11 protein-coding genes are annotated in these 14,959 nt (G+C 56.0%); 10 read left to right on the forward strand and 1 reads right to left on the reverse strand.

What is annotated here, in order from left to right; all coding sequences use genetic code 11:
- Nucleotides 1-14 precede the first annotated feature (14 nt).
- Entirely contained in the window at nt 15-932 is a 918-nt protein-coding gene (locus AC3WQH_RS12935; protein ID WP_026557141.1) for a DMT family transporter, read from the forward strand.
- A gap of 201 nt (nt 933-1,133) precedes the next feature.
- Here the strand turns inward: AC3WQH_RS12935 and AC3WQH_RS12940 are convergent, their stop codons facing one another.
- A complete protein-coding gene (locus AC3WQH_RS12940; RefSeq protein ID WP_492332068.1) occupies nt 1,134-2,450 on the reverse strand; it encodes a helix-turn-helix domain-containing protein in 1,317 nt (438 codons plus the stop codon).
- A gap of 389 nt (nt 2,451-2,839) precedes the next feature.
- Here AC3WQH_RS12940 and AC3WQH_RS12945 point away from each other — a divergent pair, with 389 nt between their 5' ends.
- The 9 genes from AC3WQH_RS12945 to msrA all read left to right on the forward strand — a co-directional run bounded on the left by AC3WQH_RS12945 (nt 2,840) and on the right by msrA (nt 14,888).
- A complete protein-coding gene (locus AC3WQH_RS12945) occupies nt 2,840-3,772 on the forward strand; it encodes an ABC transporter permease (RefSeq protein ID WP_005829531.1) in 933 nt (310 codons plus the stop codon).
- 3 nt (nt 3,773-3,775) lie between these two features.
- Complete coding sequence (locus AC3WQH_RS12950) at nt 3,776-4,720, forward strand: ABC transporter permease (RefSeq protein WP_005829533.1); 945 nt, start codon at nt 3,776-3,778, stop codon at nt 4,718-4,720.
- 28 nt (nt 4,721-4,748) lie between these two features.
- Nucleotides 4,749-5,768: an ABC transporter ATP-binding protein gene (locus tag AC3WQH_RS12955; RefSeq protein ID WP_005829535.1), complete on the forward strand. Its 1,020-nt coding sequence runs from the start codon at nt 4,749-4,751 to the stop codon at nt 5,766-5,768.
- Nucleotides 5,769-6,716: an ABC transporter ATP-binding protein gene (locus AC3WQH_RS12960; protein WP_005829537.1), complete on the forward strand. Its 948-nt coding sequence runs from the start codon at nt 5,769-5,771 to the stop codon at nt 6,714-6,716.
- 36 nt (nt 6,717-6,752) lie between these two features.
- Nucleotides 6,753-8,387, forward strand: coding sequence for a peptide ABC transporter substrate-binding protein (locus tag AC3WQH_RS12965; RefSeq protein ID WP_005829540.1), 1,635 nt, complete (start codon nt 6,753-6,755; stop codon nt 8,385-8,387).
- 125 nt (nt 8,388-8,512) lie between these two features.
- Entirely contained in the window at nt 8,513-10,300 is a 1,788-nt protein-coding gene (locus AC3WQH_RS12970) for a S9 family peptidase (protein ID WP_007783651.1), read from the forward strand.
- Nucleotides 10,301-10,305: 5 nt separating this feature from the next.
- A complete protein-coding gene (locus tag AC3WQH_RS12975) occupies nt 10,306-12,324 on the forward strand; it encodes a S9 family peptidase (protein ID WP_007783660.1) in 2,019 nt (672 codons plus the stop codon).
- A gap of 36 nt (nt 12,325-12,360) precedes the next feature.
- On the forward strand, nt 12,361-13,761 hold the full coding sequence (locus AC3WQH_RS12980; protein ID WP_005829546.1) for a M20/M25/M40 family metallo-hydrolase: 1,401 nt from the start codon (nt 12,361-12,363) through the stop codon (nt 13,759-13,761).
- A 155-nt stretch (nt 13,762-13,916) separates the two neighbouring features.
- Nucleotides 13,917-14,888: a peptide-methionine (S)-S-oxide reductase MsrA gene (msrA, locus tag AC3WQH_RS12985; protein WP_005829548.1), complete on the forward strand. Its 972-nt coding sequence runs from the start codon at nt 13,917-13,919 to the stop codon at nt 14,886-14,888.
- The last annotated feature ends 71 nt before the right edge of the window (nt 14,889-14,959 follow it).

The raw sequence follows: 14,959 nt of genomic DNA on the forward strand, positions 1-14,959 counted from the left end.
AGAAGGAAAAAACGATGATTCGTTCATACTTGCTGCTGCTTTTTTGTGTGACGCTGTGGGGAAGCAACTTTGTGTTCGGAAGCATGCTGGTCAAAGAGTTTCCTCCGCTGTTTCTCGCCGATGTCCGGCTGATTTTCACGTCGCTGTTTTTGATTTTGTACGCCTGGCTGACGAAAAAATTCGTGAAAATTACGCTGCGCGAGCTGGGGCTGCTCGTCTTGCTCGGACTCATCGGCACCCTGGCCAATCAGACGGCGTATTTCAACGGCCTGCTGACGACAGACGCCACGACCGCCTCGCTGATCCTGTCGCTGGCGCCGATTGTGACAGCCGTTCTGGCCTCGCTGTTTTTGAAGGAGCAGTTTACGCTGCGCATGAAAATCGGTTCGGGCATCGCCTTGCTCGGCACTTTTTTCGTCGTGGGGATTGGAGCGGGCCTCTCCATCTCCAAAGGCGTGCTGTTGATCGTGATTGCGATGGTGACGTTCTCGGCGTCGATGATTATCATTCGCAAGCTGACGCAGACGATGCAGCCGTTCATTACGACGGTGTATTCGACGACGGTCGGGACGCTGTTTTTGACGCCTGCGGCGATGCTGACGCTCGATTCCACGGCGCACATCAGCCATGAAGCGTGGGCGTGGGGCATGTTGATCGTCACCGCGATTCTCATGCAAGGCGTGTGCGGGATCGTCTGGAATTCGCAGTTGAAAATTGTCGGGACAGGGAAGGCGGCAATTTTTCTCAACTTGCAGCCGTTCGTGGCGATGCTCGCCGGCTTTTTGCTGCTCGGCTCGCAGGTGACCGCGATCCAGGCGGGCGGCTCTCTTTTGATCGTCGCAGGCGTCGTCGTCGCCAGCGTGCGCTCGAAGCGGTCCGCGCAGGCGGCGGCGCAAAGGCTCGCCGATCGTCCGAATCGCTGCAACGTTTAGAACCATACAAAAGCCAAAAACCAAACGGCAAAAAACCAGTCCGCCACGGCATCGCTTCAAACGCGCACCGTGTCTCAGACTGGTTTTTTGTACTGTACAGATAAGAATGGATAAGATGGTTATCCAGCATATGTGCAACTAAGGCTGAGCCAAGCGGTTGGCGCGGCCAAGTTTTCTAATCGGGCATGCGGACGATTGTACTTACGGGCTGTCCGATAAAGCGGGGAGAACGCGGTAAATTTTGCGCGGGCGTCCGCGATTGGTCGGGGTTTCCTCGCCGATCTGCTCGATGACGTTGTGCTCCGCCAGATCGCTCAAAATCCGTCTGGCATTGCGCGGCGTCATGCCCATCCATTCGGCCATTTCCGCCGCGCTGATGTAATTTTGCCCCAACGCCTTTTGCACCGAAATGATTTTGTTCAAGGTCGTAATGCTGACCCCGGCCTTTTTCAGTCCTTCGCTGATCTCCTTGTCCTCTGTCCAGTACTCGTAGCTGATGCTTTTGGCCTGGCGCAAGGGGCCTTCGATGGAGCCGTCGTGATCGACGAGAATCGCGGCGTTTCCGTGCTTTTTGGCGTGGACGAGCGCGAGCTGCGCGTTGCGTTCGGCCGCCAGCGCGGTGACGCCAAAGCCGATGCCCATATTGGCTGTCGAGTTGGTGAGCAGCATGATTTTTTCCAGCAGGCACGTCGGATGGAACGCCGGGTTGTCTTCGAACGAGCCGCGCGTAGAAAACAAAATGAACTTGTAGTTGCCCAACGAGACGAAGCTTCCCGAGATGGATTCGGTGTAGTCGAGCACGATCTCCTGCAGCTTGAGGTCGAGGCGGCGCAAATCGTAAGCGTTTGCAGGTTCATTGGCGAGCTTGTCCATATCGGATACTTCCAGCAGTTGCACGGCGATTTGCGACCGTTGGAAGTGCAGCGTCTCGCCCTCCTGCAAAATTTGCTTGAAAATTTCGCGGAACGTCAGACGGGTGAAGCCCATCCGGTACACCTTGATCCCTTGGCGCTGCAGTTCTTCGGTCACGGACAGCATCCCGGTGACGCAGGCGTCTACTTTTCCTTCCCGGACGAGAGCCGTGTGATAGGCGACGAGGTGGTTGGTGAGCCGGAACTCCTGGTACGGATTGAGATACGGCTGCTCGCACGTCAGCCCAAGCTCCTCCAGCGTTTCGCGAAAATGCATTTCTGATACGGTATCGAAGCTGACGCGATCCAGCGATAGCCCGTCGCGGTACACCAATTCCAGGAGCACCTTCGTCAGCACACTGGCGTTGATTTGCGGATAAAAAGCTTTTTGCTTGTGCAAATGCTGCTTCGCCATCGAGTAGGGGCCAATCCCGGAGAAAAACCAGATATCTACCTCCGGCTCGTTTTCTACCACGATCGTAGCCGCTTCCTCCGCGCGCTGGTAAACAAACGGAATCAGGACGAGGCGGTCTGCGAACTCTCGTCCCACCTTTTTCATCAATTCCACGGAATCTTTCGGACCTACTAAGCCGACTCTTATAATCATCATGTCCTCCAACTAAACGGTAAAGTACGGGATAACCTATTCGTCACGAAGTGGATCGATCCTCTTTTCGGCATTATCGTATCGTTATATTCCTGATGCCAATGCCATAAATACCCAGCCCAAGCAAAGGAAATCCAGCACGTGAGCAAAAGGCGTTTAAGGGATGTTTTAGGGAAAAATTCCGTATTAGCGTAGTTTACTATTAGAACAGGCGAGTTGCAACCGATGAAAAAAATTATGAGTAAAACAAAAAAATCAGAATTGACATTAAATACAGATATCACTATATTGTTGATTTAAGGAATGTTTTAGGTTAATTTCCGTTAAAGGGGGCCGAACGAGAGAGAAGCACGTTTTTTGCAAGCCTGGATAGGGGGAATAAGAAGAAAATGGCGCGTTACTTGTTAAAACGAATTTTGATGATGGTCGTCACGCTGTGGATTATCGTTACGCTGACGTTTTCCTTAATGCACATGATCCCGGGCGATCCGTTCGCCTCGGAATCCGATCAGCTCCCGGAGCAAATTTTGCTCAACTTGCGCGCCAAGTACCATCTGGATGAGCCGCTGCCGATGCAGTATTTGTCTTATCTGAAAAGCTTGGCGATGCTGGACCTGGGCCCTTCGATCAAATCAGAGACACGCGGGGTCAACGATATGATTAAAGACGGGTTCGGGGCGTCGGCCCTGATCGGGATGCAGGCAATCGTCATTGCGCTTTTTTTTGGACTGATATTCGGAATAATTGCGGCATTAAACCGAAATACATGGATTGATTATGCGGCGATGGTCATGGCCGTCCTGGGGATTGCGGTACCGAGCTTCATCATGGCGCCGCTGTTGATTAACTATCTGGCGATCAAGTGGCCACTGTTCCCGGTCGCGACGCTCGCAAGCTGGAAGCATTCCGTGTTGCCTTCCCTGGCACTTGCCTTCGGGCCGCTCGCGATCATCACGCGCTACATGCGGACGAGCATGATCGAAGTCATGAACCAGAACTACATACGGACAGCGGAGGCAAAAGGGATTCCGACTTTTCTGATTGTAGTCCGCCACGGCATTCGCAACGCGATTTTGCCGGTCGTCACGTTCCTCGGTCCGCTGGTGGCCGGGCTTTTGACCGGAACGTTCGTCGTCGAGAAAATTTTCGCGGTGCCGGGTATCGGGAAATATTTCGTGGACGGTATTTTCAACCGGGATTATCCGGTCATTTTGGGAACAACGGTGTTTTACAGCGCGATTCTCGTGCTGATTATTTTCTTGATTGACCTGGCGTACATGTTCATTGATCCGCGCATCAAATTGTCGAGCAGGGGGAGGTAGCCAATGGCGGCAGAACAAGCAGCGAATGAGCTGTTTCGACCAAGAGCACAAAAAACAGACGGGCAAGCTGTCCAGATGCGGCCGAGCCTGACCCATTTTCAACAGGTGACGCGCAAGCTCGTCCGCAACAAGCTCGCGATGGTAGGCTTTACGCTCATCGTGCTGATGGTGGTCATGGCCATCGTCGGGCCGCATCTGGTGCCGTACAGCTACTCGGACCAGAGCCTTTTGACCGCGAATCAGGAAATATCCGCCGAGCATTGGTTCGGGACGGACGAGCTTGGACGGGACATGTTTTCCCGCACCTGGTACGGAGCGCGAATCTCGCTCATCATCGGCGTCACAGCGGCGCTGATCGACCTCGTGATCGGGGTCACGATCGGAGGGATTGCCGGATACATGGCGGGCCGGGGAAAACGCGGCGACCGCATCGACACGATCATCATGCGTCTGATCGAGGTGCTGTACGGCTTGCCGTACTTGCTGGTCGTCATCATGCTGATGGTCGTCATGGAGCCGGGAATTTTGACGATTATCATCGCCTTGTCGGCAACTGGTTGGACCGGGATGGCCCGGCTCGTGCGCGGGCAGATTTTGCAGTTGAAAAACCAGGAGTTCATTATGGCGGCCCAGGTGCTCGGGGCAAAATTTCCGCGCATCCTGCTGCGCCACCTGATTCCGAACACGATTGGCGTCATTATCGTCAACCTGACGTTCACCATTCCGTCGGCGATTTTTGCCGAATCGTTCCTGAGCTTTCTCGGCTTGGGGGTACAAGCTCCCATCGCTAGCTGGGGGACGATGACGAACGATGCGCTGGGCGTGATTTTGACCGGAGACTGGTGGAGGCTGTTCTTCCCGGCTTTGATGATCTCGCTGACGATGTTCGCCTTCAACGTTTTCGGCGATGGCTTGCAGGACGCACTCGACCCGCGGATTCGTGAGTAACCGCGCCCAAGGATAGGAGGAACCGGGCATGACAGAGCAATTGCTGCAAGTAGAAAACCTCCGGGTACATTTCAAGACATACGGGGGAGAAGTACAGGCGGTGCGCGGCGTCACGTTTCACGTCGACCGCGGCGAAACCGTCGCTGTAGTCGGAGAGAGCGGCTGCGGAAAGAGCGTGACCGCCCAGGCGATCATGGGCTTGATCCCGAATCCGCCGGGACGGATCGTCGACGGGCGCATCCGCTTTGCCGGAAAAGACATCACGAGCCTGAGCAAAAAAGAGTTGCTCGCCTTGCGCGGCGCCGAAATCGGGATGGTGTTCCAAGACCCGATGACCGCACTGAACCCGACGATGAAGGTAGGAGCCCAGATCGTGGAAGGCTTCGTGCGCTCTCAGCAGGTGACGAAGGAAGAAGCGCGGCAAAAGGCCATGGAAATGCTGCGGCTGGTCGGCATTCCCGATCCGGAAAAACGGGTCGATCAATACCCGCACGAATTTTCCGGCGGCATGCGCCAGCGCGTCGTCATCGCCATCGCGCTGGCCAACAATCCGAAGCTGGTGATCGCCGACGAGCCGACTACGGCGCTCGACGTGACGATTCAGGCGCAAATTCTCGATTTGCTGCGCGAACTGCAAGCCAAGCAGCAGCTTTCTATCGTGATGATTACGCACGATCTGGGGGTCGTAGCGGAGATCGCGCACCGCGCTGTCGTCATGTACGCAGGGATCGTCGTCGAGACGGGCAAGGTCGAGGACATTTTCGCCAATCCGAAGCACCCGTACACATGGGGGCTGATGCGCTCGCTGCCGCGTATTGATGGCGAGGAAAAAGAACGGCTCGTGCCGATCGAAGGCGCGCCGCCAGACTTGTTCCATCCGCCAAAAGGCTGCCCGTTTGCCCCGCGCTGCCAGTTTGCGATGGAAATATGCGAGCAGCAGATGCCAGAGGCTAGCGTGTTTGAAAATGCACACCAGGCAGCATGCTGGTTGCATGATCCTCGGGCGCCCAAGCTGGATGAGCTCGTAGCAGCAGGGAGGCAGACGTAGATGAGTGAGTCATTGCTGGAAGTAAAAAATTTGAAGAAACATTTCGAGATCGGCAACGGCATCCAGCTCAAGGCGGTAGATGGGGTCACGTTTTCGATCAAGCGGGGAGAGACGCTCGGGCTGGTAGGGGAAAGCGGCTGCGGAAAGTCGACGCTCGGCAGGACGATGATTCGCCTGTACGACCGGACAGACGGCGAAGTTTTGTTCAAGGGCAAAAATGTACACCAATTAAAAGGAAAAGACTCGGCGCAGTTCAACCGCGATGTGCAGATGATCTTCCAGGACCCGCAGGCCAGTCTCAATCCGCGCATGACGGTCATGGATATTATCGCAGAAGGCTTGGACATCCACGGCTTGTCGCGCGGGGCGCGCGCCGATCGGGTCAAGGAGCTGCTGGAGCTGGTCGGTCTCTCCAAGCAGCACGCCAGCCGGTTTCCGCATGAGTTTTCCGGCGGTCAGCGGCAACGGATCGGCATCGCGCGGGCACTGGCGGTCGAGCCGGAATTTATCATCGCCGACGAGCCGATTTCTGCGCTCGATGTGTCGATCCAGGCGCAGGTCGTCAATCTGCTGGAAGATTTGCAGCAGGACAAAGGGCTGACCTACCTGTTCATCGCCCACGATCTGTCGATGGTCAAGCATATCTCGACGAAAATTGGCGTCATGTACTTAGGGAAAATGGTGGAAATGGCCGAGAGCTTCGAGCTTTACGCCAAACCATTGCATCCATATACGCAAGCCTTGTTGTCATCGATCCCGATTCCCGACCCGACGATCAAGCGGGAGCGCATCATTTTGCAGGGGGATTTGCCGAGCCCTGCCAATGCTCCGAGCGGCTGCGTCTTCCGGACGCGCTGCCCGAAAGCAACCGAGCAATGCGCACAAGAGGTGCCGGAGTGGATCGAGGCGGCGCCCAAACATTGGGTCGCCTGCCATTTGTATCGGTAGTACGATTTTACATCTTTTTATACAGGGGGAACCATTGTGAAGAAACTAGCTGCTTTTGCCCTGTCTCTGTCGCTCGTGGTGCCAGCGCTTGCTGGCTGCGGCGGCAGCGGCGGGACAGCAACCAACGGAGGTGCCGCTACAGGTGCTCCAACTGCTGCGGTCAAACAAGAAGTCGTGTTCAACGCCAAGTCAGAACCGCCTGACTTGAACCCGCTCACCTCCACAGATACGACCTCGTTCTGGATTATGGATCATCTGGGCGAAGGGCTGTACACCAAGGACAAAGAGGGCAATCCGATCCTGGGCGCAGCAAAAGAAGTGAAGCTGTCCGACGACAAGTTGAAGTACACGTTCATTTTGCGTGACGATGCGAAGTGGTCGAACGGCGAGCCGGTGACGGCAGAAGATTTCGCCTATACGTTCATGAAGCACATTGATCCGGCGACTGCTTCCACGACTGCCTATCTGCTCTACTACATTAAAGGAGCAGAGGCTTACAACAAAGGGACTGGAAAAGCAGAAGACGTCGGCATCAAGGCTGTAGACGAAAAAACGCTGGAAATCGAGCTGGTAGCGCCAACTTCCTACTTCGACAAAATGCTCGCAACCCGCTACTGGCATCCGATCAACAAAAAGCTGGCCGAAGCCAATCCAAAATGGGCAGCCGATGCGGAAACGTACATTTCCAACGGCGCGTACAAGCTCGTTTCCTGGAAGCATGACTCCGAGCTGGTCATTGAAAAGAACGAGCATTACTGGAACAAGGACGACGTAAAAATGGAGAAGATCACCTGGAAAATGGTGAACGATGCCACGACGTCCTACCAGATGTACAAAAGCGGCGAGCTTGATTTCAACAAAGAGATGCCTTCTGACATTCTCGCCCAGGAAAAATCAAGCCCTGACTACAAATCCGTTCCATACTACGGCACGTACATGTACATGTTCAACGTAACGAAAGAGCCGTTCACCAACAAAAAGGTCCGCCGTGCTTTCGCAATGGCAATCGACCGCAAAGCGTTGACCGAAATGGTCAGCCAGGGCGGAGAAACGCCAGCTTACTCGATGGTACCGCGCGGAGCGATCACGCCGACAGGCAAAGACTTCCGCGAAGAAGGCGGCGACTACTTCAAAGAAGACGTGGCAGAAGCGAAAAAGCTGCTCGCAGAGGGCATGCAGGAAGAGGGCTGGTCTACTCTGCCTGAAGTAACGCTCATGTACAACACAGATGAGAGCCACAAAAAAGTAGCGCAGGCGATTCAGGAAATGTTGAAGAAAAACCTGGGCGTAGAAGTGAAGATGATGAACCAAGAGTGGAAAGTGTACCTCGACACGACGAAACAAAAGAACTATCAAATGGCTCGTATGGGTTGGGTAGGCCAAATCAGCGACCCGGCGTTTAACCTCGACTACTATTTGGGCGACAGCCCGAACAACCGCACTGGCTGGGTGAACAAGGAGTACGATCAACTCAACATGGCGGCAAAAGTCGAGCAAGATCCGAACAAACGGATGGAATTGCTGCATAAAGCCGAAGCGGTCCTGATGGATGACATGCCGTTCATTCCGATTTACCACTATCAGCAAAACTATTTGGTTAAACCAAACTTGGAAGGTTTGACATATCCGGTCAACGCTTTCCCAAGTGCGCGTTGGGCAACGAAAAAATAGAAAAAAGAGGAGTCTCTCCTCTTTTTTCCCTTTTCTACACGGTCATCCCCACGCAACGATTCGTCAGCCAAGATCCACCTACATACACACGCAACTTACGAGGAAAGGGTGATTGAACCTTGTTTATGGACTATTTGCAAGTGAAGTCCGCCTATCAGTTGAAAGTGGTGCCGCAGACAGACGAGCTGACCTTTTTGACCAAGCTGACAGGCATCGCCCAGTTGTGGCGCTGGGACGAAGGGAGCCAGAGCGCGCGCCAGATGAGCTTTTTGCCTGACAGAGTGGTCGATTTCGGGCATTCGCCGTGCGGGACGAAAACCGTCGTAGGCATGGACAACAAAGGCGACGAACGGCAGCAGTTTTTTTTGTTGACGGACAAAGGGGCTGCCGTCAAGCCGCTCACGGATGCGCCGCAATGTTTCCACTACTTCGGTGGCTGGTCGCCTTGCAGCAAAAAGATCGCCTGGTCGAGCAACCGCAGGCATCCGCGCTGCTTCGACCTGTACGTGCAAGACGTGGACAGCGGTGTCTATGAAGAGGTGTATCGCTTTGACGGGCGCTGCGACCCGATCGCCTGGCTGCCGAATGGCAACGGCCTGATTTTTACCGTGCAGGAAACGAATATCGACAACGCGCTCTACCTGCTCGATCTAAAGAGCAGAGAGGCGAAGAAGCTGCCGATTTGCAGCAAGCAGGCGCGCTTCCAGTCGCTGCAATTGACGAAGGACGGCGAGCACGGCTACATCGTCACAGACCGCGACGACAATACGATGGCGCTTTGCCGCTTTTCGCTGGCAGATGCAGAGCTTGTGAAGCTCGTTCACATCGCGAAGTGGGATATCGAGGAAGCGAAGCTCTCGCCCGACGAGGATTTGCTTGCTTTTACCGTCAATCAGGGCGGGCGTTCCGTTTTGGGCGTTTACTCGCTGGCCGAAGAGCGCTGGGAGTTGGCGGAAAACGTGCCTGGCGGAGTAATTGCCGGATTGGCTTTCCGGGCGGATGAGCAGCTTGCCTTTGCGCTGAAAAGCCCGACCTTGCCCGGCGATATATGGACGTACTCGCTCCGCGAAAAAACAAGCGCGCGCGTGACGAGCATCGGCGTGGCGCGGACGATCCAGGACAAGCTGGTCGAGCCAAAGCTGTGTACGTTCCGTTCGTTCGACGGCCTGGAAGTTCCGTACTTCCTGTACAGCAAGGAAAAAACGGGCAAAAGCCCTGTCGTCGTCTACGTCCACGGCGGGCCGGAGAGCCAGATTCGCGCCGAGTATCATCCGGTTTTTCAATATTTGGCCAATCAAGGCTTCACCGTCGTGGCTCCGAATGTGCGCGGCAGCATGGGCTACGGCCGGGAGTACGTGCAGCTCGACGATCGCCGCAAACGGATGGACTCTGTCGCCGATCTCGCCTGGCTGGTCAAAGACCTGTCGCAAAAAGACACGGTCGACCCGCAAGCAATCGGTATCATGGGACGCAGCTACGGAGGCTTCATGGTGCTGGCCGCTCTGACCCATTACCCCGACCTGTGGGCTGCCGGAGTGGATATCGTCGGCATTTCGCACTTCCGCACGTTCCTGGAAAACACCGGGGAATGGCGGAGAAAGCTGCGCGAGGTCGAGTACGGATATTTGGGCGAGGACGACGATTTCTTCGAAGAGATCGCGCCGCTGAATCACTCCGCCAAGATCAAGGCGCCGTTGCTCGTCTTCCACGGGCGCAACGACACCCGCGTACCCGTAAGCGAGGCAGAACAGCTTGTGGCGGATATGCAGGCCAGAGGGCAGCAGGTTTCGCTGCACGTCTTCGAGGACGAGGGTCATTTCACGGAAAAGCTCGCCAACCACATCACGCTGAACCAGAGCATTACGCAGTTTTTCTTGCAGCATCTACAGCCTTCCCATAGTGAAAAGGAGTGAGGGGCATGACCAAACGAGGAATGACCGCAGAAGATTTGTACCAACTGAAGTACGCGAGCGATCCCCAACTGTCTCCGGACGGGCGCACCGTCGTCTACGTAGAAACCTCGATTGACGAGGAACATGCGTACCGCAACCATCTGTACGTAAGAGAGCTGGCAGCGGCAGAGCCGCGGGCGCTGACGACAGGCGCTGTGCGCGACACGTATCCGCGCTGGTCGCCGGATGGCTCGCAGCTTTCGTTCGTCTCCAAGCGTTCCGGCACGTCACAGGTGTGGCTGATGGACGCTACCGGAGGCGAGCCGCGCCAGCTCACTTTCTGCAAGGCAGGAGCAAGCACTCCGATCTGGTCGCCGGATGGCCGCTACATCGCGTTTTCTGCCCTGCTGGATCGCGGTGAGACGTTCCACGACCGCGAAGGCGAAGGCGAAAAGAAAGCGACTGCCCCGAAAGTCATCCACGTGGAGCGGATGAAATACAAGTCCGACGACCACGGCTACTTGTACGAAAAAACCCGGCAACTGGCACTGGTCGATGTGCAATCGGGAGAAATCACGGCGCTCACGGACGGCCCGTACCACCATACGGTCGGCTCCTGGTCGCCGGATGGACAATGGCTGGCGATCACGGCCAACCGCACGGAAAATCCCGACATGCAGCACAGCCTCGATGTGTACCTCATCCCGATTGCGGGAGGGGAATGGAAAAAGCTGACGAGCAGCAACGGAACCTTCTTTTATCCAACCTGGTCGGCGGACGGCAAAAAGCTCGCCTATATTGGCAGCGTGTCTGAAACCTACCTGAATGCGACGCAAAAGAAAGTATGGGTCTACGATTTGGAAAGCGGCCAGCAGACGTGCGTGACGGCAGACTGGGATGTGCAGATTGGCGATTCGACGATTGGCGACGTGCGCTCCCCGGGACATCCGAATCCGGGCGCGGTCTGGACAGAGGACGGAAGCGCGCTGTACGTGATCGTGAGCGAGCGCGGCAACTCCGGCATTTACCGCGTGTCGCTCGGTGGCGAGGCGACGCGCATCGTCGGCGGCAATCGCAACGTGTACGGATTTACCTTCCACGAGCAGCAGCAGACGGTGATCGCGGCCATTAGCGATCCGCTCATCCCTGGCGATTTGTACCAGATTGATTTGACGACAGGAGCCGAGCGACGTCTGACAGAGCTGAACCGCGACTTTTTTGCGGATGTGGAACTGTCCGTGCCGGAAGAAATCGAGTTTACCGCACAAGACGGCTGGAACGTGCACGGCTGGATTTTGAAGCCGGTCGGCTACCAGCCAGGCGAAAAGTACCCGCTCGTCCTGCAAATCCACGGCGGCCCGCACTCGATGTACGGCAACACGTTTTTCCACGAGTTTCAGCTTTTGGCGGCAAAAGGCTACGCGGTGCTCTACACGAATCCGCGCGGCAGCTTCGGCTACGGCGAGCGCTTCATGCAGGCGTGCTGCGGCGATTACGGCGGCAAAGATTACCTCGACCTGATGAGCGCGGTCGATTACGCGTGCGCACAGTTCGACTTCGTGGACGAGTCGCGCCTCGGGGTAGCTGGCGGCAGCTACGGCGGCCTTATGACCAACTGGATCGTCGGGCAGACGAACCGCTTCAAGGCCGGGGTGACAGATCGCAGCATTTGCAACTGGATGAGCTTTTACGGCGTGAGCGACATCGGCTACTACTTCAGCGCAGAGGAAATTCAGGCGAATCCGTTCACCAACCCGGAAAAAATGTGGCATCACTCGCCGATCCGCCTCGTCGCCAACATGGAGACGCCGCTGTTGATTATGCACGGAGAACAGGATCACCGCTGCCCGATCGACCAAGCCGAGCAGCTTTACATCACGCTGAAACATCAAGGCAAGGCTCCCGTGTCTTTCGTCCGCTTCCCCGGCGCCAGCCACGAGCTGTCCCGCAGCGGCGACCCGGAGCAGCGCGTCCTCAGATTGCAGTACACCGCAGACTGGTTCGCGACGTACATGGAGCCAAAGGTGCCGAGCTTGCAGCAGTAATCGTACCACCCATTCGGTCTTGAGGAGGAGCGTACCATGAACAAGGAACAAGTATTGGGCTACGTCCAGGAAATATTGCCGGAGGCTGTCGACCGACTGAAGCAATACGCCAGCTTTCCAACAGTGTCCGCGCAGCATAAAGCGATCCCGGAGACGGTGGAATACGTGGTGCAGATGATTCGCGAGGCGGGCGGCGAGACAAAAGTTCTCGACGACCTGGGCGGCAATCCGGTCGTCTACGCCTTTTTTGCAGCGGGCAGCGAAGGCGACGCGAGCAAAACGTTGCTCTACTACAACCACTACGACGTTCAGCCGCCAGAGCCGTTCAACGAGTGGCAGACCGAGCCGTTCACGCCGACCGAGATCGACGGCAAGCTGTTCGCGCGCGGAGTGGCAGACAACAAGGGCGACCTCGTGGCGCGGCTTTCCGCGATCAAAATCTTGCAGCAAAAGCTGGGCGGCCTGCCGTGCAACATCAAGTTTTTGATCGAAGGCGAGGAAGAGATCGGCAGCCCGAACCTGGAGCCGTATTTGCGCAAGTACAAAGACCTGTTTGCAGCCAATGCGTGCATCTGGGAGTTCGGCGGAAAAGACGAGGCTGAGCGCATCAGCATGGTCGCCGGAATCAAAGGTATGGCGTATTTGGAGCTGACGTGCGTAGGCGCGGACATCGACATGCATTCCTCCGTGGGCGCGTATGTCGACAACGCGGCGTGGCGCTTGGTGCAAGCTTTGGCGACGATGAAAAACCAGCAAAACGAAATTTTGGTAGAAGGCTTTTTCGACGGGATCGTGGAGCCGACAGAAGAGGAAAAGCAGGTCGTGGCCGCGCTGCCGTTCAGCGAGGAAGCGACGGCGCAGCTATACGGCTTGAAGCGCCCGCTGATTACGGCGGCAAAAGGGGTAGACCCGCGTGAAGCGATGGTGTTCCATCCGACGATGACGATTTGCGGGCTGGACAGCGGCTACACGGGCGAAGGCGCGAAAACGGTTTTGCCGAAGGTGGCAAAAGCCAAGGTCGATTGCCGCCTCGTCCCAGGCCAAGACCCGGACCACATCCTGCGCTGCGTCGAGGCTCATCTGCAAAAGCACGGCTTCGACGACATTTCCGTCACGATGATTAACGGCCAAAAAGCGTACCGCTCCGCTTTCCGCCATCCGTTCGTCGCCCATGTGCTCGATTCCGCACGGGTTATTTATGAAAACGAGCCTGTGCTCGCGCCAAATGCGGCAGGAACTGGCCCGATGTACATTTTCGGGGAGCAACTTCAACTGCCCGTCGTCAGCACAGGTGTAGGCTGGGTCGGCTGCAAGGTACACGCTCCGAACGAATCTATCCGTCTGAAAGACTTTGAGGAAGGCATTGCCCACATGGTCGTGATGCTCTCCGGCTTTGCCCAGGCGCTGTCCGGGGCTGAAAAAGAAGTGGAAGCGTAAGCGCAAATTTCATTTCCCCCATTTCAAGACCTCGTCCAGACGGGGTCTTTTTTTACCCGGTTGCTGTTTGCGACAGCTACGGAGTGGACTTTCATTTTGCAAACCATGTACAATCGACTTAGCGAAGCTGTCGTATATTTCAGGAGGCGAATGGCATGAACAGCGAACATTCCCGGTTTGAAACCGCAACCTTTGCAGGTGGCTGCTTCTGGTGCATGGTCAGCCCGTTTGACAAGCTGCCAGGAATTGAAAAGGTTGTGTCCGGCTATACAGGCGGACATGTGGAAAACCCGACTTATGAACAAGTATGCTCCGGGACGACCGGGCATTTTGAGGCTGTACAGATTACGTACGATCCTGCGCTCATCTCCTACGAGGAGCTGCTGCAAATGTTTTGGAGACAGATCGACCCGACAGATGCAGGCGGCCAATTCGGAGATCGCGGACAGTCTTACGCTCCGGCGATTTTCTTTCACACCCCCGAGCAGGAGCGGCTGGCGATCCAGTCACGCGACGAGCTTGCGCAAAGCGGGCGTTTTCAGAAGCCGATTGCGACCTTGATTTTGCCTGCCAAGCCGTTTTACCCGGCGGAGGAGTATCACCAGGACTACTACAAGAAAAATCCGCTGCGCTATCAGTATTACAAGGCGGCGTCCGGCAGGGCGAAGTTCATCAAGGAAGCGTGGCGCGACAAACAGAAGCAGGAAGAACTGAAAAAGAAACTGACGCCGATTCAGTACGAAGTGACGCAAAACAACGGCACGGAGCGCCCGTTTGCCAACGAGTTCTGGAATCACAAGGAAGAGGGCATCTACGTCGACATCGTTTCCAACGAGCCGCTGTTTTCCTCGCTGGACAAATTCGATGCGGGCTGCGGCTGGCCGTCTTTCACGAAGCCGCTGCAAAGCGAGAACGTTACCGAGCACATTGACCTGTCCCACAACATGATTCGCACAGAGGTGCGCAGCAAGCACGCGGACTCCCATCTCGGGCACGTGTTCGAGGACGGCCCGGGGGAAAACGGCTTGCGCTACTGCATCAACTCTGCGGCGCTGCGCTTCATTCCAAAAGACAAACTGGAAGAGGAAGGCTTCGGCGAGTATAAAAAGCTGTTTGAAAACAAATAACGCCAGTTGCTGTTCCTTGCGCATCGCGAGGATCGGGCCGCCATTCTCTGTGGATTTTTTTGGGAAGGGCG

This window comes from Brevibacillus sp. FW301-21C12A (assembly GCF_058788915.1).

Coding starts and splice junctions, on each gene's coding strand:
- AC3WQH_RS12940 (WP_492332068.1), bottom strand. CDS start 2,450: ATGATTATAAGAGTCGGCTTAGTAGGTCCGAAAGATTCCGTGGAATTG.
- AC3WQH_RS12945 (WP_005829531.1), top strand. CDS start 2,840: ATGGCGCGTTACTTGTTAAAACGAATTTTGATGATGGTCGTCACGCTG.
- AC3WQH_RS12980 (WP_005829546.1), top strand. CDS start 12,361: ATGAACAAGGAACAAGTATTGGGCTACGTCCAGGAAATATTGCCGGAG.
- AC3WQH_RS12970 (WP_007783651.1), top strand. CDS start 8,513: ATGGACTATTTGCAAGTGAAGTCCGCCTATCAGTTGAAAGTGGTGCCG.
- AC3WQH_RS12960 (WP_005829537.1), top strand. CDS start 5,769: ATGAGTGAGTCATTGCTGGAAGTAAAAAATTTGAAGAAACATTTCGAG.
- msrA (WP_005829548.1), top strand. CDS start 13,917: ATGAACAGCGAACATTCCCGGTTTGAAACCGCAACCTTTGCAGGTGGC.
- AC3WQH_RS12935 (WP_026557141.1), top strand. CDS start 15: ATGATTCGTTCATACTTGCTGCTGCTTTTTTGTGTGACGCTGTGGGGA.
- AC3WQH_RS12975 (WP_007783660.1), top strand. CDS start 10,306: ATGACCAAACGAGGAATGACCGCAGAAGATTTGTACCAACTGAAGTAC.
- AC3WQH_RS12950 (WP_005829533.1), top strand. CDS start 3,776: ATGGCGGCAGAACAAGCAGCGAATGAGCTGTTTCGACCAAGAGCACAA.
- AC3WQH_RS12955 (WP_005829535.1), top strand. CDS start 4,749: ATGACAGAGCAATTGCTGCAAGTAGAAAACCTCCGGGTACATTTCAAG.